The following is a 20,717-nucleotide window of genomic DNA, read 5'->3' as shown; positions in this document are numbered from 1 at the left end:
AACTTAAGCGCCGCTCACCAGAGCGGCGTTTTAGTATCTGGAAATCGATCATGGGTCACGAATAACCACGATTAACGTCACGGGCAGCGCTGGGTCGCGCTGTCCTCAAGCTAAGGTTGAAGATGATGCGGAGCAAGGTGACAGGTGCGCAGCGTTGGGTCGTGAAGATCGGCAGCGCTTTGCTGACGGCGGACGGCAAAGGCCTGGATCGCGCGGCAATGAGTGTCTGGGTTGAGCAGATGGTGGCCTTGCATGAGGCGGGTGTCGAGCTGGTGCTGGTGTCCTCCGGGGCGGTGGCGGCCGGCATGAGCCGTCTGGGCTGGAGCGTGCGACCCAGCGCGATGCACGAGCTTCAGGCTGCTGCCGCAATCGGCCAGATGGGCCTGGTGCAGGCGTGGGAGTCGAGCTTTGCCGAACATGGCCGGCACACTGCGCAGATCCTCCTGACGCACGACGACTTGTCCGATCGCAAGCGCTACCTGAATGCCCGCAGTACCTTGCGTGCACTGGTTGAGCTGAAAGTGATTCCGGTCATCAACGAGAACGACACCGTCGTCACCGATGAAATCCGCTTTGGCGACAATGACACGCTTGCGGCGCTGGTGGCCAACCTGGTTGAGGCTGATCTGCTGGTGATCCTCACCGATCGCGACGGCATGTTCGACGCCGATCCGCGTAACAATCCCGATGCCAACCTGATTTACGAAGCCCGCGCCGATGATCCGGCGCTGGATGCGGTGGCGGGTGGTACGGGTGGTGCGTTGGGGCGTGGTGGTATGCAGACCAAATTGCGTGCTGCGCGTCTGGCGGCTCGTTCGGGTGCTCACACCATCATTGTGGGTGGGCGCCTGGAGCGCGTGCTGGATCGCCTGAAAGCGGGCGAGCGCATCGGCACCTTGCTGTCGCCTGAGCGCGGCATGCTGGCGGCGCGCAAGCAGTGGTTGGCCGGCCATCTGCAAACCCGCGGCACGCTGGTGCTGGATGCGGGGGCGGTAACGGCGTTGTCCAAGGGCAACAAGAGTTTGCTGCCGGTGGGCGTCAAGCTGGTTCAAGGCAGCTTCCGTCGTGGCGAGATGGTGGTGTGCGTGGCTCCGGATGGTCGTGAAATCGCCCGAGGCCTGGCGAACTACAGCGCGCTCGAAGCACAAAAAATCATTGGTCAGTCGTCTGAGGCGATTGTCGGTCTGTTGGGTTATATGGCGGAGCCTGAACTGGTTCACCGCGATAACCTGATTCTGGTCTGAAGGAATACCTGAATGCGCGTGGCAAAAGGATTGTTGGGTCTGCTGTTGGTGATGCCGTTGCTGGCTTCAGCTGAAGAGATTGGTCAGGTATCGACAGTGTTCAAGTTTGTCGGGCCGAATGACCGTATCGTTGTCGAGGCGTTTGATGATCCTAAGGTTGAGGGCGTGACTTGTTACCTGTCGCGTGCCAAGACCGGAGGAGTGAAGGGTGGTTTGGGGTTGGCAGAAGATCGCGCTGAGGCGTCCATTGCCTGTCGTCAGGTCGGCCCTATCAGCTTCAAGGGGGAGCTCAAGGACGGGGACGAGGTGTTCAAGGAGCGCACGTCGCTAGTGTTCAAGACCATGCAGGTGGTGCGGTTCCTCGATAAGAAGCGCAATACGCTGGTGTACCTGGTCTACAGCGATCGCTTGATCGAAGGCAGTCCACAGAATGCGGTAACGGCTATTCCGATCCTGCCGTGGGCGCACGTCCAGTAATCTGACGAAGATCCAAATTGTAGGAGTGAGCCTGCTCGCGATAGCGGTGGAACAGTCGACATCAGTGTTGAATGTTGCCCCGCTATCGCGAGCAGGCTCACTCCTACATTTTTTTGTGCGGTGTCTGCCAAATCGCAGGCAATAAAAAACCGACCCTGAGGTCGGTTTTTTAACAAGCTTATCGCTTATGCGGCTACAGCAAGGTTCAGAGCCTTGACGTGACCGTTCAGGCGGCTCTTATGGCGAGCAGCCTTGTTCTTGTGGATGATGCCTTTATCGGCCATACGGTCGATAACTGGCACGGCCAGAACGTAAGCAGCTTGAGCTTTTTCAGCGTCTTTTGCGTCAATGGCTTTAACTACATTCTTGATGTAGGTACGAACCATGGAACGCAGGCTGGCGTTGTGGCTGCGACGCTTCTCAGCCTGTTTTGCACGTTTTTTGGCGGAAGGTGTGTTGGCCACCGTCGAGCTCCTCGAAAGACTTTTTAGGAAATAGCAAACAAAATAGGCCGCGAATCATGCCGATGAGTTGTTGTCTTGTCAAGGGCGGTTGAGACGTTCCGCTAAGTGGTAGGTATAAAGAGGCGGGATATTTATTTCCGGCGCTTGACCTGTAAACTCGCGAGCTTTGGCTCTGTGCTGCTGCGGCGCGGAGTATCGCATAAGTAGGCGCTTTGTTCGCCTGCTGTTTATCGACAGGCACAAACTCTTTCAATGAATCTGCTCAAATCGTTGGCCGCCGTCAGCTCTATCACGATGCTTTCCAGGATTCTGGGGTTCGTTCGTGACACGCTCATCGCACGTACTTTTGGCGCAGGGATGGCGACAGACGCCTTCTTTATTGCCTTCAAATTGCCCAATCTGTTGCGGCGTATCTTCGCCGAGGGGGCATTTTCCCAGGCATTCGTGCCAATTCTCGCGGAATACAAAAGCCAGCAGGGTGAAGAAGCGACGCGAACGTTTATTGCTTACGTCTCCGGCCTGCTGACGCTGGTGCTCGCACTGGTCACTGCGTTGGGCATGATCGCCGCGCCGTGGGTTATCTGGGCGACGGCGCCAGGGTTCACCACTACGCCGGAAAAATTCGAGCTCACATCCAGCCTTTTGCGAGTGACCTTTCCTTACATATTGCTCATCTCCCTGTCATCACTGGCCGGGGCGATCCTCAATACCTACAACCGCTTCTCGGTGCCGGCCTTCGTGCCGACACTGCTCAACGTCAGCATGATTATTTTTGCGGTGTTCCTGACGCCGTACTTCGATCCGCCGGTCATGGCGCTCGGATGGGCAGTTCTGGTGGGTGGTCTGGCGCAGTTGCTATATCAGCTGCCGCACCTGAAAAAGATCGGCATGCTCGTGCTGCCGCGCCTGAATCTGCGCGACACCGGTGTGTGGCGGGTGATGAAACAGATGCTCCCGGCCATTCTCGGCGTGTCCGTGAGCCAGATTTCGCTGATCATCAACACGATCTTCGCCTCGTTCCTGGTCGCAGGCTCCGTTTCCTGGATGTATTACGCCGACCGCCTCATGGAATTGCCATCCGGTGTGTTGGGCGTGGCGTTAGGAACGATTCTGTTGCCAACCCTGGCCAAGACCTATGCCAGCAAGGATCGTCACGAGTATTCGCGGATTCTCGATTGGGGTCTGCGCCTGTGTTTCGTGCTGGTGCTGCCATGCTCGCTGGCGCTGGGTATTCTCGCCGAACCGCTGACGGTCTCGTTGTTCCAGTACGGCGAGTTCAGCGCTTTTGATGCGTCCATGACTCAACGGGCCTTGATTGCGTATTCCGTCGGTTTGCTCGGAATCATCGTGATTAAAGTGTTGGCGCCGGGCTTTTACGCACAACAAAACATCCGGACACCGGTAAAAATCGCGATTTTTACCCTCGTCGTGACGCAGTTGTTCAATCTGGTGCTGATCGGGCCGCTCGCACATGCCGGTCTGGCGTTGGCAATCAGCGCGGGGGCCTGTATCAATGCCGGGCTGCTTTTTTATCAGCTGCGTAAGCAACAGATGTATCAGCCTCAGCCCGGCTGGGGGAAGTTCGGTCTCAAGCTGGTGATCGCCGTGCTGGTGATGTCCGGTGTTTTACTGGCAGGGATGCATTTCATGCCGGCCTGGGCCGAGGGTCACATGCTGGAAAGGTTCCTGCGTCTGGGGGCTTTGGTCGCTGCTGGCGTGATCGCCTATTTCGGTATGCTGTTTTTGATGGGCTTTCGTTTACGCGACTTCAATCGCAAGGCGTTGAGTTGAACGTCACGACGCGATAAACACGGGCGAGTCGGTGTTTTTGTCGGCTCGATCACTTTGGGTTACGGTGTTGCCTGTCGTCGGCCGCCGGGTGTGGTTATAATCGACCACTTTATGAGCAAGAAGCGCGTTATGCAGCTGGTTCGAGGCCTCCACAATCTGCGCCCCCAGCATCGGGGCTGTGTCGCCACTATTGGCAACTTTGACGGTGTTCACCGTGGCCACCAGGCAATCCTGGCGAGGCTCCGTGAGCGTGCGCTCGAGTTGGGCGTGCCCAGCTGCGTGGTCATTTTCGAGCCGCAACCGCGAGAGTTTTTCGCTCCGGACACGGCGCCAGCCCGTCTGGCCCGGCTGCGAGACAAACTGCAGCTGCTGGCCGACGAAGGCGTAGACCGCGTTTTGTGCCTGGCCTTCAACCAACGACTGAGCAAGCTCAGCGCCAGCGAATTCGTCGATACTATTCTGGTGGATGGCCTGGGCGTTCAGCACCTGGAGGTCGGTGACGACTTCCGTTTCGGCTGTGACCGGGTGGGGGACTTCGATTTCCTGCAACAGGCCGGCGTCATGCAGGGCTTTACCGTAGAAGCGGCGCAAACCGTGGAACTGGACGGTATTCGCGTCAGCAGTACGCAGGTTCGCAATGCCTTGGCCGCAGCTGATTTTGTCTTGGCCGAGCGTCTGCTGGGTCGTCCCTACAGGATTGCCGGCCGGGTATTGCATGGTCAGAAGCTGGCGCGCCAACTGGGTACGCCCACGGCCAACATCCAGCTCAAGCGTCGTCGGGTTCCACTGACCGGTGTTTATCTGGTCAATGTCGATATCGACGGCAAGACCTGGCCTGGTGTCGCCAACATTGGCGTGCGGCCAACGGTTCAGGGCGATGGCAAGGCTCACCTCGAAGTACATCTTTTAGATTTTGCCGGCGATCTGTATGACCGGCGTTTGACGGTGGTTTTCCACCACAAGCTGCGTGAAGAGCAGCGTTTCGCCTCTCTGGAGGCGCTTAAGACGGCGATCAATGCGGATGTCGCCGCCGCCCGTGCCCTGTCGCACCTAGCGCCAATCGCTAATGAAGAGCCTTAAATGACCGACTATAAAGCCACGCTAAACCTTCCGGACACCGCCTTCCCAATGAAGGCCGGCCTGCCTCAGCGCGAACCGCAGATTCTGCAGCGCTGGGACAGCATTGGCCTGTACGGTAAGTTGCGCGAAATTGGCAAGGATCGTCCGAAGTTCGTGCTTCACGACGGTCCTCCGTACGCCAACGGCACGATTCACATCGGTCACGCACTGAACAAGATTCTCAAGGACATGATCATCCGCTCGAAAACCCTGTCGGGTTTCGACGCGCCTTATGTTCCGGGATGGGACTGCCACGGCCTGCCGATCGAGCACAAAGTCGAAGTGACCCACGGCAAGAACCTGGGTGCGGATAAAACCCGCGAACTTTGCCGTGCCTACGCCACCGAGCAGATCGAAGGTCAGAAATCCGAATTCATCCGTCTCGGCGTGTTGGGCGACTTTGCCAATCCGTACAAGACCATGGACTTCAAAAACGAGGCGGGTGAAATCCGTGCCCTGGCGGAAATCGTCAAGGGCGGCTTCGTGTTCAAGGGCTTGAAGCCGGTGAACTGGTGCTTCGACTGCGGCTCGGCTCTTGCCGAAGCTGAAGTCGAGTACGAGAACAAGAAGTCTGCGACCATCGACGTGGCCTTCCCGATTGCCGACGAGGCCCAACTGGCTGCGGCTTTCGGTCTGTCGTCGCTGACCAAGCCCGCTTCGATCGTGATCTGGACCACCACGCCGTGGACCATCCCCGCCAACCAGGCGCTGAACGTACACCCGGAATTCAATTACGCCCTGGTCGACGTCGGCGACAAGCTGCTGGTGCTGGCTGAAGAGCTGGTCGAGTCTTGCCTGGCCCGTTACAGCCTGGAAGGTTCGGTCATCGCGACCACGACCGGTAAAGAGCTGGAACTGATCAACTTCCGTCATCCGTTCTACGATCGCCTGTCGCCCGTATATCTGGCCGACTACGTTGAGCTGGGCGCTGGCACTGGCGTGGTTCACTCCGCCCCGGCTTACGGCGTGGACGACTTCGTGACTTGCAAGAAATACGGCATGGTCAACGATGACATCCTCAATCTGGTGCAGAGCAACGGCGTCTACGTTCCGTCGCTGGAGTTTTTCGGCGGCCAGTTCATCTGGAAAGCCAACCCGGCCATCGTCGATAAGCTGACCGAGGTCGGTGCGCTGCTGCACACCACCATCATCGAACACAGCTACATGCACTGCTGGCGTCACAAGACTCCGCTGATCTATCGCGCCACCGCGCAATGGTTCATTGGCATGGACAAAGAGCCTGCAACTGGCGAAACACTGCGCAAGCGGGCAATCAAAGCGATCGAAGAGACCAAGTTTGTGCCGGCCTGGGGCCAGGCGCGCCTGCACTCGATGATCGCCAACCGTCCTGACTGGTGCATTTCCCGTCAACGCAACTGGGGCGTGCCGATTCCGTTTTTCCTGAACAAGGAAAGCGGCGAGCTGCACCCACGTACCGTTGAACTGATGGAAGAAGTCGCCAAGCGCGTAGAAGTCGAAGGCATCGAAGCCTGGTTCAAGATGGACGCTGCCGAACTGCTCGGTGACGAAGCGCCGCAGTACGACAAGATCAGTGACACCCTCGATGTCTGGTTCGATTCAGGCACCACGCATTGGCACGTCCTGCGCGGTTCACATCCGATGGGCCACGAAACCGGCCCGCGTGCCGACCTGTACCTCGAAGGCTCCGACCAGCACCGCGGGTGGTTCCACTCCTCGCTGCTGACCGGTTGTGCAATCGACAATCACGCGCCATACCGCGAACTGCTGACTCACGGCTTCACTGTCGACGAGTCCGGCCGCAAAATGTCCAAGTCTCTGGGTAACGTGATCGCGCCGCAAAAGGTCAACGACACCCTGGGCGCCGACATCATGCGTCTGTGGGTGGCTTCCACCGATTACTCGGGTGAAATGGCGGTCTCCGAGCAGATTCTGCAGCGCAGCGCGGACGCTTACCGGCGTATCCGTAACACCGCTCGCTTCCTGCTTTCCAACCTGACCGGTTTCAACCCGGCCACCGATATCCTGCCGGCCGAAGAAATGCTGGCACTGGATCGTTGGGCCGTGGACCGTACCTTGCTGCTGCAGCGCGAGCTGCAAGAGCACTACGGCGAATACCGCTTCTGGAACGTCTACTCCAAGATCCATAACTTCTGCGTGCAGGAGCTGGGCGGTTTCTACCTCGACATCATCAAGGACCGTCAGTACACCACTGGCGCCAACAGCAAGGCTCGCCGTTCAGCGCAAACCGCGCTGTACCACATCTCCGAAGCGCTGGTGCGCTGGATCGCGCCGATCCTGGCGTTCACCGCTGATGAACTGTGGGAATACCTGCCGGGCGAGCGTAACGAATCGGTGATGCTCAACACCTGGTACGAAGGCCTGACCGAGTTGCCGGAAAATGTTGAATTGGGCCGCGCCTACTGGGAGCGGATCATGGCGGTGAAGGTAGCGGTCAACAAGGAAATGGAAATCCAGCGCGCGGCCAAGGCTGTCGGTGGCAACCTGCAAGCCGAAGTCACGCTGTTTGCCGAAGAGGCGTTGAGCGCCGACCTGGCCAAGCTGAGCAACGAACTGCGCTTTGTGCTGATCACCTCGACCGCCAGCGTTGCACCTTTCGTGCAGGCACCGGCCGACGCAGTGGTCACCGAAGTCAGCGGTCTGAAGCTTAAAGTGGTCAAGTCGAGCTTCGCCAAGTGCGCCCGTTGCTGGCACTGCCGTGAAGACGTTGGCGTGAACCCGGAGCATCCGGAAATCTGCGGTCGTTGTGTCGACAACATCAGCGGCGCTGGCGAGGTTCGCCACTATGCCTAATGCCGTTGGTCGTTTCGGACGACTGAGCTGGCTCTGGTTGAGCTTGCTGGTTCTGGTCATTGACCAGGCCAGCAAGTTCTACTTCGAAGGCTCGCTGAGCATGTACCAGCAAATCGTGGTGATCCCCGATTACTTCAGCTGGACCCTGGCTTACAACACGGGCGCTGCGTTCAGCTTCCTGGCCGACAGCTCCGGCTGGCAGCGCTGGCTGTTTGCGTTGATCGCGATTGTGGTCAGTGCCGTGCTGGTGGTCTGGCTCAAGCGGCTGGGGCGCAACGAAACCTGGCTGGCGGTTGCGCTGGCCCTGGTGCTCGGTGGCGCGCTGGGCAATCTGTATGACCGCATTGCCTTGGGCCATGTGATCGATTTCATCCTGGTGCATTGGCAGAACCGCTGGTATTTCCCGGCGTTCAACTTTGCCGACAGTGCTATTACTGTCGGTGCCGTGATGCTTGCACTGGATATGTTCAAAAGTAAAAAGACCGGAGAAGCCGTTCATGACTGAACACGTATTGGCTGAGCAACGCATCCGCCAGAACACGGAAGTCACCTTGCACTTCGCACTGCGCCTGGAGAACGGCGACACTGTCGACAGCACCTTCGACAAAGCCCCGGCGACCTTCAAGGTCGGTGATGGCAACCTGTTGCCAGGGTTCGAAGCAGCACTGTTTGGCTTCAAGGTGGGCGACAAGCGTACGCTGGCGATTGCGCCGGAAAACGCGTTTGGCCAGCCCAACCCGCAGAATGTGCAGATCATCCCGCGCTCGCAGTTCCAGGGCATGGACCTGTCTCCGGGCTTGTTGGTGATCTTCAACGATGCGGCGAATACCGAGTTGCCGGGCGTGGTGAAAGAGTTCGATGATGAGCAGGTGACCATCGACTTCAATCATCCGTTGGCTGGCAAGACATTGACGTTTGACGTTGAGATCATCAGCGTCACATCGCTGTAAATTGTGGTAACAAGCCTTTGTGGCGAGGGGATTTATCCCCGTTCGATAGCGAAGCAATCGTAAATAAGGCACCCCGTTCTCATTCAAGACCGTGGTGGTTGGGTTTAGGGTCGCTTCGCACCCTAACGGGGCGGTGCGACGTTTCGCTAAATCCGCTCGCCACAGCAGGCTTGTTCCCACAGTAGATTTTTCACTGTTTTCGCTATTTCTTGCGCGCAAGACACGAGGCACAGCATGCAAATCAAACTCGCCAATCCCCGTGGCTTCTGCGCCGGTGTGGACCGGGCGATCGAAATCGTCAACCGCGCCCTGGAAGTTTTCGGGCCGCCGATCTATGTGCGCCACGAAGTGGTGCATAACAAATTCGTCGTTGAAGACCTGCGGGCTCGCGGGGCGATCTTCGTCGAAGAACTGGATCAGGTGCCGGATGACGTCATCGTGATCTTCAGTGCCCACGGCGTCTCCCAGGCAGTCCGTACCGAAGCCGCTGGCCGCGGCCTGAAGGTGTTCGACGCAACGTGCCCGCTGGTGACCAAGGTGCACATCGAAGTCGCGCGCTACAGCCGTGACGGGCGCGAATGCATCCTCATCGGCCACGCCGGTCACCCGGAAGTCGAAGGCACCATGGGTCAGTACGATGGCAGCAATGGTGGTGCGATCTACCTGGTCGAAGACGAAAAAGATGTCGCCGCGCTGCAAGTGAGCAATCCTGAAAGGCTCGCGTTCGTGACCCAGACCACGCTCTCCATGGACGATACCAGTCGTGTCATTGACGCTCTGCGTGCGCGTTTCCCGGCGATCGGTGGTCCACGCAAGGACGACATCTGCTACGCCACGCAAAACCGGCAGGACGCGGTCAAGCAATTGGCTGATGAATGTGACGTGGTGTTGGTAGTCGGCAGCCCTAACAGCTCCAACTCCAATCGCCTGCGTGAACTGGCTGAACGCATGGCGACTCCGGCCTACTTGATCGACGGCGCCGAAGACCTGCAAAAGAGCTGGTTCGACGGTGTCGAGCGGATCGGCATTACTGCCGGCGCCTCCGCACCGGAAGTACTGGTGCGTGGTGTGATCCAGCAGTTGCAGGCGTGGGGTGCTACCGGTGCCGATGAATTGGCCGGGCGCGAGGAAAACATCACGTTCTCCATGCCCAAGGAATTACGCGTCCGCTCCCTTCTCTGAGTCTTCTCCTCCCACGCATAACGCCTGTGCAGTTTTATCACTGCGCAGGCTGACGCGGCCGTTGGAAGCCAGCACCACCTGGTGTTGGCTTACCGGCTCGCTGATTGCACACACATGTAATGTTCCATTTTGAAATCCTCTACTTGCTGGTCTGCCAAGACCGGTGAATCGTATGGATGTCGTAACATGCGTGTTGCCGACAATCGGCACGCCAATGCCACTTTGACGCTCGATCAACACCGGATTGTCGCTGTCCTCATACCCCTTGCCGCTGACATCCACAATGATTCGCCACCCCTGGCTCCAATCGCCATTGATGCCGTGAATCATCACTGTCTGATTGCGCGTGATCGCCTCGCTTCGCGCGCTGCGTACACCGGCGACCAAACTCTTCGCCGCTTCTTCGCGTTGGTTCGATTCGGTAAGTGCTGCGAACGCCGGACTGACCAGCGACAGAACAATCCCGGCAATCGTCAGTCCCATAAGCAGTTCGATCAGGCTGAAACCTTGCTGGCGCATGACATCTCCCTCCCTGGAGTGTGGTGACACGCACATTCGAGCGCGACTAATGGCAAAACAACCCTACATCTGCCGGCTGAATGCTCTAGCGTGTAACAGCAGGTATAGCCGACGGCAACGGAGGGCATCGATGGATCATCGTACAAAAGGTTTCACGCTGATCGAGTTGTTGGTCGCGCTCGCCATCTTTCTGATCCTGATCACGCTGGCGGTACCGGCGTTCACCAGTTCGGTTCAAGGGACCAAGGCTGATACCGAGATCGGTGACCTGCGACGCGCTTTGAATTTCGCGCGACTGGAGGCGATCGACCGGGGCATCACCACACGGGTTCGTCCGACGGCGGGTGGTAGTGTCTGGACCGGTGAATTGACGGTGTACGACGGTATTGGCACGCCCGCCAATGTATTGCGGGTTGTTCCCGCAATGAGCAGCGGCGCGACTCTGACGCTACCCTCAGGAGTGACCGCCATCGATTTCAACAACCTGGGCGGGTTGTCGGCACCTTCCACTGCGGTGGCGATCAGCTATGCGCTGGGCGCGCAAAGCAGGACACTGAATGTGTGTTTGAACGGACGAATCATATTGAGCGGAAATTGCGGATGAGGGGATGGAGCAAACGCGCACAGGAAGGCACGACGCTGATTGAAGTCCTGGTTGCGATGTTGATTCTGGCTGTGGGCCTGTTGGGGGCGGCGGCCATTCAACTCAATGCGTTGAAGTACACCGACAGCTCGCGGATGACCAGTCAGGCCAGTTTTATTGCCTACGACATGATGGATCGAATTCGCGCCAACTCGGCAGCCGATTACACGGTCACGCCACCCACCTCGGCCAACCTGAGCGTCGCCCGGGATCAGGATCTTTACGATTTCACCACCAACATCGCCAGCGCCCTTGGCGCCACCGCCACAGGCAGCGTCGCCCTTAATCAGCGGGTATACACCATCACAATTACCTGGGATGACTCCCGCGCCGCCAACACCGCCAATGCCCGTCGCAGTTTTGTATTGACCAGTCGTGCAACCGTCGACCCGGTGTCTACACCATGACCCGGCGCGACAGCGGTTTCGGCCTGGTCGAACTATTGATCGCCACGGCGTTGAGCCTGATCGTGGTGCTGGGCGTCGCGCAGATTTTTATCGCTGCCAAAAATACCTATGTCACCCAGAACAGCGCGGCCAACATGCAGGAAGATGCGCGCTTCGTGCTGAGCAAGATGATTCAAGAGATTCGCATGGTGGGCATGTTCGGTTGTCTGGGGACTATTACCGAGGCAGTTCCGGGCAGCGACTTCAACACCCATCAAATCACGCCCATCAGTTGGGACAACGCCAACCTTAAACTCACGCTCGTGACCGCTGATGTTGGGGGGAGCGGGGGGACGCCGACCTGGACTGTGATTTCCGACTGCCGAAGTACCGCGACGGCCTACCCCCAGACCAGGGCTCCTGCCTCAGGGCAGCTGGCGTTTCCGATTCGACGATTGATCTATAGCCTGAAAAACAGCCAGCTGACGATGGGGGCGGGAATTGGTTCGCCGACTCAGTATGTGCTCGTGGATAACGTCAGCGCGTTCAATGTGAGCTTTGGCCTCGCCAGTTCTGCCACGGACGCTGCTGCCTCCAGTTACAGCAGTAATCCTTCAGACCCCGCGCGAATCCGCAGCGTGCGACTGACGTTGACGCTCACGGACCCCGACAAGCGGGTACGCGATCAAACCTTCAACGTGGTTGCCGCCTTGCGCAACCGCTTGCCATGAGAGGAGGGCCGATGAGTTTTTCTGCAGTCACCCCTCACTCCCAGCGCGGCATGGCGCTACTGATAAGCCTGGTGTTCCTGTTGTTGTTAACACTGATCGGTATTTCCTCGATGCAGAACGCCACCCTGCAGGAAAAAATGGCGACCAGCGTGTCCTTGCGCAATCAATCGTTCCAGAATGCCGAAGCGGCATTGCGCATCGGCGAAAGTGCCGTGCAGCTGGACACTTATTCATTGGCGGTTTGCAGTGGAACCGTCCCATGCGCACCACCCGCGGAGTCATCAACCATTAACGGCGCCGGGTTCAATGCGACCTCCGGTGTCACCTGGGTCGCGGCCGGCAGCGGCTTCTATGGCGTACAGAACCTTGGCACCACCTTGAATGCCGTGAATGTACCGAGCAATACATCGGCGACGTTGTACCGGGTCACGGCAGTGGCCGTGGTGGGCAACAACGTTCGCAGTGTGGTGGAGAGCATCTATGCGAAGTACTGAGAGGCGCGCCGGGTGGTGGCAAATACTGTGCGGCGCGCTGCTGGGTTTGTATCTCTCGGCACCGGCCTATGCGTTTACGCCTTCCGACTCACCGTTGTTGAGTGCGGCGGCCGTGGCGCCGAATGTGATGCTGCTGATCGACGACTCAGGCAGCATGAACAACATCATTTACGCTGCTGCCTTCGACCCGACGGCGAACTGGACACCGGCCCGCGAGTGCAACGTATTCCTGGGTTTATGCTTGAGTTCGTCCGCGATTACGGGGGATTCGATCTTTCTCTCGAGCCTGGCCACGTCAGGCTGTTCAAGCGGCTATAACGCTTTTTATAACAACTCACTGGCGCCCCTGTGCATCAAGTTGCCTGACCCGGCGGGGAACGGCGATACACGGTATTCGGGGGACTACATTTCCTACGTGGTCGGTTTGGCGAATGGGCAGAGAACCGACTTTTCAACCGCCAGTTCCCCCATTCCCACCGACTCGCGCATCAGTGTTGCGCGAAATGTATCAACCGCTTTGGTCAGGGCGAATCGTACGCTGCGCATCGGGCTTGCCACCTTCAATGCGGTCAACAGCAACAACCGCGGCAATGGTGGTTACATCGCCGTCCCCATCGACGATCTGACGACAGATGCAAAATTCAAGACGCTGACCGACTCAATCGCGGCCTTGGGTGCCGTGGCGAACACGCCACTGGCAGAAACCTACTACGAAGTCACCCGTTACATGCGCGGTTTGGCTCCGTACTACAACACCACGCCCAGCCTGTACACGAGCCCGATCCAGTATCGCTGCCAGAAAAACTATGGGGTGGTGATCACCGATGGATTGCCAACCTACGACCGCACTTTTCCCACAAATGACCCTCAAGCCATTGCCCAAGGCGGCCCCCGACTGCCGAACTGGGACGGCATCAACAACGATGGCGATAACCCGCTGGGCGGCGACGACGAAGGTGATTCGCTGTTTCTGGATGACATCGCCAAGTTTGCCTTCGACATCGACATGCGCTCGACCGGTGTCGATCTGGCGAAAAAAAGCTGGGACGCGACGGACTTTCCCAAGCAGAACATGAACACCTACACCGTGGGCTTCACCACCGCCAATCAGATGCTGGAGGATGCCGCGAAGTACGGTCAGGGCAAGTATTACCTGGCAACCGACAGTACTGGCCTGACCACCGCGCTGTCATCGGCGTTGAGCGACATTACCTCCAAGGCGGGTTCAGGGGGCAGCGGCACCACCAGCAGCGCGATCGTCGGGTCGGGTTCCTCGTACTACCAGACCAGCTACGACCCCAAAGACTGGCGCGGCACAATCAAAGCGTTCGGCTTCACTTCTGCAGGCGCGGTGGATACATCTTCGGTGCTCTGGACCACGGACAAGGCCATTGTCCCCGGCGCAACGGCACCCACTTACCAGTCCTGGAACTCCCTTAACAATACGCCCGTGACATTGGCGTTCACGAATTTCTCTCCCGCTCAGCAAACAGTCCTCAACCAGGGACTGCCCACCAACATAGGCGGCGGCGATCTGGTGGAGTGGAGCAAGGGGACGAACAAAGCAGGGTTGAGGGTACGAAGCGTTTTGCTCGGCGACGTCATCAATTCGCCACTGATACTCGCTTCGCCCTCGGAGAAAACCGCCTCGGATTTATCGGGTAATTCGAGCTACACCACCTATCTGGCCAAGAAGGCCCAGAATATGACTACCAGTCTGGTGGTGAACGGCAACGATGGTTTTGTCAGCGTCATCAATGCAAACAATGGCGCCCGACGTTATGCCTACATGCCCTCCAGTGTGTTGCCATCGCTGCGTAACATTGCCGATGTCGCTTACATCAATGGCGTCAGCCACAAATTCCTGGTGGACGGTCAGGTAGGTGTGTTCGACGCCCAACTCGACAGTGACTGGAAAACCCTGGCGCTGGGCGGAACAGGTGCCGGTGGCCGGACGTATTACGCGTTGCAGTTGTTTGATGCTTCGCCCAACAACCAGCCCAAGGCTTTGTGGGAGATCAGCGCGCCGGCCACGGCAAGCCCGTCGAATGCTTTCAACGATCTGGGTTACGCCTACGCCCGTCCCGAGGTAGCACGCCTTGATGATGGTCGCTGGGCGGCGTTTATCTCAAACGGTTATGGCAGCAATTCGGGTGTGGCGGCGTTGTACGTCGTCGATATCCGCAACGGCTCGCTGATCAGGAAGATCGTGGTCGACAGTACCGAAACCACGAACGGCCTGTCCTCGGTGAAGCTCAAGGTCAACTCCCAGAACGTGGTGCAGGCGGCTTATGGTGGCGACCTGAAAGGACGGCTGTGGAAGTTTGATTTGAGCAGTACAAGTCCCGATGCATGGGGCGTGGCGTTCTCCGGTAAACCGTTATTTACCACCGCCGGGGGCGCCACCCAACCGATCACTGCACAGCCGTTGCTCGCGGACAATTCCCAGGGCGGCAAAGTGGTATTTTTCGGCACCGGAAAATTCAACGAAACCGCCGATAAGACCAATAAGGACCTGCAGGCGTTTTATGCGGTGTGGGACGCAGATGGCGGCTCCGGGCAGATCACCACCGCGAGCCTGCAAGCTCAATCTGTCACGGGTGTGTTCTCGGGAAGTTCGGGACAGTTCATCACCACAAGCCAGAACGACGTGACCTATCCGGCGGAGAAGGGCTGGTATTTGCCGTTGGTCTATAACAGTGCCCTGACCGGTGAACGGGTGATCAATCAGGCCGCTTTGGTGTTGGGGCGGATCGTCTTTACCACGGCCAGTGTCGACACCACCGACCCTTGCGCCAGTTTTGGCACGGGCAAACTGGTCGAACTCGATGCGTTCAGCGGTAAGATGCTCAACTACGCGGTACTCGACACCAACGGTGACGGGTTGGTTGACGGCACGGACACGATTTCCAGCGGCGTGATCTTCACGGGCGGAATGCCGGTGCTCAACGCCATCGTCAACGGTGGCGCCCGCAAGATCGTGAACGACTCCAGCGGAACGCCAACGACGCTGGTGGAAAAGGCCGGCGGCGGCAGCCGTCGCATCATGTGGCGACAAATACAGTAAGTGAGAGTTGAGGCATGCGCAGATCCAACCGAGGTTTTACCCTGATCGAAATCATGATCGTGATTGCGATCATCGGGATCGTCATCACCATTGGCTACCCGAGCCTGACTGAATACGTGAAAAAGGGGCGCCGAACTGAAGTGGCGGGGTTGCTTTCGGAGCAGGCGCAGATACTCGAGCGGTTCTACTCGAATTCGAAAACCAGTGTCTACACCGGTGCCACCGGGCTGAGCGCCGGCAATGACTTCTACACCATCACTCCGACGCTGACCGATCAGACCTTCCTGCTAACGGCTGTGCGCAAGGCTGGCACCGCCATGGCGGGTGACAAGTGCGGGGACTTCACCATCACTAATACCGGCATCAGGAGCATGGTGAACGCGACAGCCGGACTGACCACCAAGGACTGCTGGGGTCGCTGAATTACGTTTTGGGCGCTCTTTGCGCCCTCTGTCTATCTAACGGTTGGATCAGAACATGACCAGGCAACAGCAAGTAGTGATTGTCGGCGGCGGTGTGATTGGCTTGCTGACAGCGTTCAATCTCGCGTCCGAAGTGCAAAGCGTGGTGCTGCTGGATCGCTCGAATGTTGGCCAGGAGTCCTCCTGGGCGGGCGGCGGGATTGTGTCGCCGCTCTATCCATGGCGATACAGCCCGGCCGTCACCGCGCTGGCGCACTGGTCACAGGATTTCTATCCACAGCTGGGTAAGCGATTGCATGCTGCGACCGGCGTCGATCCCGAAGTGCATGTCACCGGGCTGTATTGGCTGGATCTGGACGATGAAGCGCAAGCGCTGGCCTGGGCGCTGCGGGAAAACCGTCCGTTGCGTGCCGTGGATATCTCGGCGGCTCATGACGCGGTGCCGGTGCTGGGTGCCGGTTTTTCGCGAGCGATCTACATGGCTGATGTCGCCAACGTACGTAATCCGCGGCTGGTGAAGTCCCTGAAGGCGGCGTTACTGGCACTGCCGAACGTCACGATTCACGAGCAGTGCGAGGTCGACGGGTTTATCCGCGAAGGTGATCAAGTGGTGGGTGTGCAAACGTCCACGGGTGCCATTCGTGCCGACCAGGTTGTGCTGACCGCAGGTGCGTGGAGTGGGGACTTGCTGAAAAGCCTGGGTCTGGATTTGCCGGTTGAACCGGTGAAAGGGCAGATGATTCTTTACAAGTGCGCAGCGGATTTCCTGCCGAGCATGGTGCTGGCCAAAGGGCGCTATGCAATTCCACGGCGCGACGGGCACATCTTGATTGGCAGTACGCTGGAACACGAAGGCTACGACAAGACGCCGACCGAAGTGGCTCTGGAGAGCCTGAAGGCTTCGGCGGTGGAATTGATTCCGGCGTTGGCGGATGCCGAGGTGGTAGGGCATTGGGCCGGGTTGCGTCCGGGGTCGCCGGAGGGGATTCCCTATATCGGCCCGGTGCCTGGATTTGAAGGGCTCTGGCTCAATTGCGGGCATTATCGAAACGGGTTGGTGTTGGCGCCTGCGTCGTGCCAGTTGTTTGCGGATGTGATGCTTGGGCGTGAGCCGATTATTGATCCTGCGCCTTATGCGCCGACAGGCCGGTTTTAACAGAAAAGCAAAAGATCGCAGCCTGCGGCAGCTCCTACAGAGGAATGCACTCTCCAGTAGGAGTTGCCGAAGGCTGCGATCTTTTTTTGGCGTTAATCCAATCCCAGTTTCTTGAGCCGATAACGCATCGACCTGAATGAAAGATTCAACCGCTGAGCCGCTGCGGTGCGGTTCCAGCGGGTTTCCTCCAGAGCCTGGAGAATCAGTTTTCGTTCAACGTTTTCCAGATAATCTTCCAGGTTGTCGATCTGTGTCAGGTCTGGCACATCTCCCTCTGCGTTGCAGTTGCCATCAACCAGCCGCAGGTCGCTCGCCTCAATCTGCTTGTTCTCACACAACGTATGAGCGCGCTCAAGGACGTTTTCCAGTTCCCGTACGTTGCCAGGGAAACGATAGCTTTTCAGCGCATCCAGAGCCTGGGGGTGAAGTTTTGTGACGGGTTCGCCGCTGTCCGCTGCCAGACGCTTGAGTACATGGCTGGCGAGCAGTTCGATGTCGTCGCGACGTTCCCGCAAGGACGGAACCCGCAGTTCGATCACGTTGAGCCGATAGTACAAATCCTGACGAAAGCGTTCAGCGGCGACTTCAGCGTCGAGGTCTTTATGCGTGGCGCAGAGAATGCGGACATCAACGACGGTTTCCTGTTGACCGCCGACACTGCGCACGGCTTTTTCCTGAATGGCGCGCAGCAGTTTGACTTGCATCGCCAAAGGCAAGTCAGCCACTTCGTCGAGGAACAAAGTGCCGCCATGAGCGGCCTGGAACAGCCCTGGCTTGTCCTCGACGGCGCCGCTGAAGCTGCCTTTGCGGTGCCCAAAAAACTCGCTTTCCATCAACTCCGATGGAATCGCGCCGCAGTTCACCGGGATAAACGGTTGAGTGGTACGCGGGCCCTGTTCATGGATCAGGCGTGCGACCAGTTCCTTGCCACTTCCTGATTCGCCGCTGATGTAGACCGGCGCCTGGCTGCGAGCCAGTTTGTCGATGTGTTTACGCAGGTTGCGCATGGGCAATGAATCACCCAGCAGCCGACGTTCGATTGACGTGCTGGCGCCACCGGGCACAGGCAGGCGCAGTGCGCTGCTCACCAGCTCCCGCAAGCGGGTCAGGTCGACCGGTTTGGTCAGAAAGTCGAACGCGCCAGCCTTGAGGGCGTTGATCGCCGTTTCCAGGTTGCCGTAGGCCGTGATCATCGCCACTGGTACTTGCGGGTAGCGCTGCTGGATGAACTGCACCAGTTCGAGTCCGGTACCGTCAGGCAGGCGCATGTCGGTCAGGCACAGATCAAACTTCTCCCGAGCCAACAGCGCCTGGGCTTCGCCGAGGTCGCGAGCGCTGAACGTATCGAGCTTCATTCGGCCGAGCGTGATTTCGAGGAGTTCGCGTATGTCGGGTTCGTCATCGACGATCAGGATTTTTTGCAGTGGGCTCATGTTCAACTTTGTTTCCGTCCGTGAGCAAAGGTGATGCGAAAGCAGCCGCCGCCTTGGCGTGGTTGGAAGTCTAGGCGGGCTTGATTGCTTTCGCACAACTCACGGGACAGATAAAGCCCAAGACCTGTGCCTTGGTTGCTGGTGGTAAAGAATGGTTCGAACAAATGGGCTTGGGATTGCGCAGTCACACCAGAGCCGTCGTCCCGCACTTCGAGCATTGGCAGCTGGCTTTGCGGGTCTACGAACAATGCCAGCCAGACCTGTGCCTGATCATGGATCTGGGCGCTGTGGCGCCAGGCGTTGCGTAACAGATTGTCGAGAATTTGGGTCAGTTGGTTCGGGTCCATCAGGGTCTTGAGGTCTCCCGGACCGATGTTCAGATGAATCTTCTGCTTCTCGGTAGCGCTTTCGCGGACGTCACTGACGAACTGTTCCAGCCACGGCTTCAAATCAAGTCGTTGCGGTAAGGTTTGCTGGCGCCGAGACAGTTGTAGAACGTTTTCGATAACCCGATTCATCCGCTGGGAATGGTCTTGAATGATCTGGGTCAGACGCCGATCCGCGCTGTTCAGTTCCTCGGATTCCTGTAATAGCTGGGCGGCATGACTAATGGCGCCCAGTGGATTACGGATTTCGTGGGAAATGCTGGCGGTCAGTCGACCCAAGGCGACGAGTTTGAGCTGCTGAGCCTGTTGGGCAATCTGGGCCAGGTCTTCAAGAAAAATGAGTGTCCGCTGGCTTGGACTGTTATCCAGCGCAATGAAGCTCGGTTGCAGCTCCAGTCCGTTACTGACGACTTTCAGGCTTTGGGGGCGCAGCGTCGGGTTGTTTTGCCACAGTTGCAGGCGTTCGACGAGGAGGGGGAAGACGTCTTCGATCAGAAGGCCTTCAAGTGTTTCCCGGCCTAGCAAGGTCAGCGCGCTGATGTTCGCCAGTTGAATGCGCTGCACGTCGTCAAGGACGAGGATGCCGGTTCGCATGCGTTGCAGGATCAGTGCATTGAGGGCTTCAAGGCCGACGACTTCGTTCGCCCGCTGATGGGCCAGGCTTTCACTGACTTCCAGACGTCGGATAAGGCCTTGCACCAGCAATGCCACTGCAAAGCACAGGGCGCCGACCGTACCGACCTGTAAATAATCGTTAGGGCTGGCGGGGCGACTGAAGCTCAGCAGGAAACTCGAGCTTACGATGCCAATCGCGCCGATGGCGGCGATCAACAGTCCGATGCGTCGGCGCAACAAGGTGTTGCTGATGGCGACCGAGACGATCAGTAGATTACCGATCGCGCTGGCGACGCCGCCGGCAGCATAGAACAGCCCGCACAGCAACACGACGTCGACCAGCGCCAGGGTGAACAGCTGGGCTGGACGGCGGGTGTTCTCGAGGAACACCACCAACAGAATATTCAGCACCAGGTACAGCCAGCTGCCGTTGCTCAGCAGGTCGCCATTGGCACGTGAAAGCAACTGACCGTCCATGTTGCTGGAGATCAGCAGCACCAGAATGATGCCAACGCTTAAACGGTAGAGATGATAGAGGCGCAGCAGTCGCTGGGCTTGTTTGTTGCCGGGACTGGACGTCTCAGCGATCACTGGTGCCCGGGCCTTGCTCAAGGTGAGCCTGGCTGCAATACCACTGCTGCTGAAGGTTCAGCGCTCGGTCACGGGGCAGGTGCACGCCGCAGTGAGCGCAGCGCACCATGGGTGCCGCTTCCAGCTCGGCAGATGACTTTGGCGCGGAAGCCTGTCCCTTGAACTTGCGCCAGAACCATATGGCGGCGGCAATCAGGGCGATCCAGAACAGTAAACGAAGCATGGTCAGCTGCTATTTGATTGATGATTCGGCA

21 protein-coding genes are annotated in these 20,717 nt (G+C 58.3%); 15 read left to right on the top strand and 6 right to left on the bottom strand.

Features of this window, described 5'->3' with window-relative positions:
• Positions 1–125: 125 nt before the first annotated feature.
• Both proB and H7698_RS21960 read left to right on the top strand, forming a co-directional pair.
• On the top strand, positions 126–1,244 hold the full coding sequence (proB, locus tag H7698_RS21965) for a glutamate 5-kinase (protein ID WP_162437843.1): 1,119 nt from the start codon (positions 126–128) through the stop codon (positions 1,242–1,244).
• Between the two features lie 12 nt (positions 1,245–1,256).
• Positions 1,257–1,721 (top strand): CreA family protein, encoded by a 465-nt coding sequence (locus H7698_RS21960; protein ID WP_194692802.1) that lies wholly within the window; start codon positions 1,257–1,259, stop codon positions 1,719–1,721.
• A 185-nt stretch (positions 1,722–1,906) separates the two neighbouring features.
• On the opposite strand, the gene rpsT is transcribed toward H7698_RS21960, so the two are convergent.
• Positions 1,907–2,185: a 30S ribosomal protein S20 gene (rpsT, locus tag H7698_RS21955; RefSeq protein ID WP_008154937.1), complete on the bottom strand. Its 279-nt coding sequence runs from the start codon at positions 2,183–2,185 to the stop codon at positions 1,907–1,909.
• Between the two features lie 252 nt (positions 2,186–2,437).
• Between rpsT and murJ the strand changes: the two genes are divergently transcribed.
• Complete coding sequence (gene murJ, locus H7698_RS21950) at positions 2,438–3,976, top strand: murein biosynthesis integral membrane protein MurJ (protein ID WP_162437781.1); 1,539 nt, start codon at positions 2,438–2,440, stop codon at positions 3,974–3,976.
• Positions 3,977–3,979: 3 nt separating this feature from the next.
• Here the strand turns inward: murJ and H7698_RS21945 are convergent, their stop codons facing one another.
• Entirely contained in the window at positions 3,980–4,198 is a 219-nt protein-coding gene (locus H7698_RS21945; protein ID WP_162437760.1) for a hypothetical protein, read from the bottom strand.
• On the opposite strand from H7698_RS21945, the gene ribF reads away from it, so the two are divergent.
• The 5 genes from ribF (at position 4,106) to ispH (ending at position 10,020) form a co-directional block, all read left to right on the top strand.
• Entirely contained in the window at positions 4,106–5,056 is a 951-nt protein-coding gene (gene ribF, locus H7698_RS21940) for a bifunctional riboflavin kinase/FAD synthetase (protein ID WP_162437782.1), read from the top strand. The genes H7698_RS21945 and ribF overlap by 93 nt on opposite strands.
• Positions 5,057–7,888: an isoleucine--tRNA ligase gene (gene ileS, locus H7698_RS21935; RefSeq protein WP_194692801.1), complete on the top strand. Its 2,832-nt coding sequence runs from the start codon at positions 5,057–5,059 to the stop codon at positions 7,886–7,888.
• Positions 7,881–8,393: a signal peptidase II gene (gene lspA / locus H7698_RS21930; protein WP_194692800.1), complete on the top strand. Its 513-nt coding sequence runs from the start codon at positions 7,881–7,883 to the stop codon at positions 8,391–8,393. Before ileS ends, lspA begins: the two co-directional genes overlap by 8 nt.
• Positions 8,386–8,838: an FKBP-type peptidyl-prolyl cis-trans isomerase gene (gene fkpB, locus H7698_RS21925; protein WP_442966316.1), complete on the top strand. Its 453-nt coding sequence runs from the start codon at positions 8,386–8,388 to the stop codon at positions 8,836–8,838. Before lspA ends, fkpB begins: the two co-directional genes overlap by 8 nt.
• Positions 8,839–9,072: 234 nt before the next feature.
• A complete protein-coding gene (ispH, locus tag H7698_RS21920; RefSeq protein WP_162437786.1) occupies positions 9,073–10,020 on the top strand; it encodes a 4-hydroxy-3-methylbut-2-enyl diphosphate reductase in 948 nt (315 codons plus the stop codon).
• On the opposite strand, the gene H7698_RS21915 is transcribed toward ispH, so the two are convergent.
• A complete protein-coding gene (locus H7698_RS21915; RefSeq protein ID WP_194692799.1) occupies positions 9,997–10,539 on the bottom strand; it encodes a GspH/FimT family pseudopilin in 543 nt (180 codons plus the stop codon). The two genes, ispH and H7698_RS21915, sit on opposite strands and share 24 nt — an antisense overlap.
• A gap of 130 nt (positions 10,540–10,669) precedes the next feature.
• On the opposite strand from H7698_RS21915, the gene H7698_RS21910 reads away from it, so the two are divergent.
• From H7698_RS21910 to thiO, 7 genes are read left to right on the top strand one after another with little or no spacing between them, the layout of a single operon-like run.
• On the top strand, positions 10,670–11,143 hold the full coding sequence (locus tag H7698_RS21910; RefSeq protein WP_194692798.1) for a GspH/FimT family pseudopilin: 474 nt from the start codon (positions 10,670–10,672) through the stop codon (positions 11,141–11,143).
• Positions 11,140–11,589 (top strand): type IV pilus modification protein PilV, encoded by a 450-nt coding sequence (gene pilV, locus H7698_RS21905; protein ID WP_162437789.1) that lies wholly within the window; start codon positions 11,140–11,142, stop codon positions 11,587–11,589. The genes H7698_RS21910 and pilV overlap by 4 nt, the downstream gene beginning before the upstream one ends.
• Positions 11,586–12,299, top strand: a complete 714-nt coding sequence (locus tag H7698_RS21900; RefSeq protein WP_194692797.1) for a PilW family protein — start codon at positions 11,586–11,588, stop codon at positions 12,297–12,299. Before pilV ends, H7698_RS21900 begins: the two co-directional genes overlap by 4 nt.
• Before the next feature lie 11 nt (positions 12,300–12,310).
• Positions 12,311–12,793 (top strand): pilus assembly PilX family protein, encoded by a 483-nt coding sequence (locus H7698_RS21895; protein ID WP_194692796.1) that lies wholly within the window; start codon positions 12,311–12,313, stop codon positions 12,791–12,793.
• Positions 12,780–15,860: a pilus assembly protein gene (locus H7698_RS21890; RefSeq protein ID WP_194692795.1), complete on the top strand. Its 3,081-nt coding sequence runs from the start codon at positions 12,780–12,782 to the stop codon at positions 15,858–15,860. Before H7698_RS21895 ends, H7698_RS21890 begins: the two co-directional genes overlap by 14 nt.
• A 14-nt stretch (positions 15,861–15,874) precedes the next feature.
• Positions 15,875–16,282, top strand: a complete 408-nt coding sequence (locus H7698_RS21885) for a type IV pilin protein (protein ID WP_162437793.1) — start codon at positions 15,875–15,877, stop codon at positions 16,280–16,282.
• A 55-nt stretch (positions 16,283–16,337) separates the two neighbouring features.
• Positions 16,338–17,438: a glycine oxidase ThiO gene (thiO, locus tag H7698_RS21880; protein ID WP_194692794.1), complete on the top strand. Its 1,101-nt coding sequence runs from the start codon at positions 16,338–16,340 to the stop codon at positions 17,436–17,438.
• A 92-nt stretch (positions 17,439–17,530) separates the two neighbouring features.
• Here the strand turns inward: thiO and H7698_RS21875 are convergent, their stop codons facing one another.
• From H7698_RS21875 to H7698_RS21865, 3 genes are read right to left on the bottom strand one after another with little or no spacing between them, the layout of a single operon-like run.
• Positions 17,531–18,871: a sigma-54-dependent transcriptional regulator gene (locus H7698_RS21875; protein ID WP_162437795.1), complete on the bottom strand. Its 1,341-nt coding sequence runs from the start codon at positions 18,869–18,871 to the stop codon at positions 17,531–17,533.
• Positions 18,872–18,873: 2 nt separating this feature from the next.
• Positions 18,874–20,463 (bottom strand): sensor histidine kinase, encoded by a 1,590-nt coding sequence (locus tag H7698_RS21870; RefSeq protein ID WP_194692919.1) that lies wholly within the window; start codon positions 20,461–20,463, stop codon positions 18,874–18,876.
• Positions 20,453–20,686 carry a PP0621 family protein gene (locus H7698_RS21865; RefSeq protein WP_162437797.1) on the bottom strand — a complete coding sequence of 78 codons (234 nt, stop codon included), beginning with the start codon at positions 20,684–20,686 and terminating at the stop codon, positions 20,453–20,455. Before H7698_RS21865 ends, H7698_RS21870 begins: the two co-directional genes overlap by 11 nt.
• Positions 20,687–20,717 lie beyond the last annotated feature (31 nt).

The sequence above is a fragment of the Pseudomonas sp. p50(2008) genome, from assembly GCF_015351605.1.
Classification (GTDB): Bacteria; Pseudomonadota; Gammaproteobacteria; order Pseudomonadales; family Pseudomonadaceae; genus Aquipseudomonas.
This window is presented reverse-complemented; position numbering and strand designations above follow the sequence as displayed.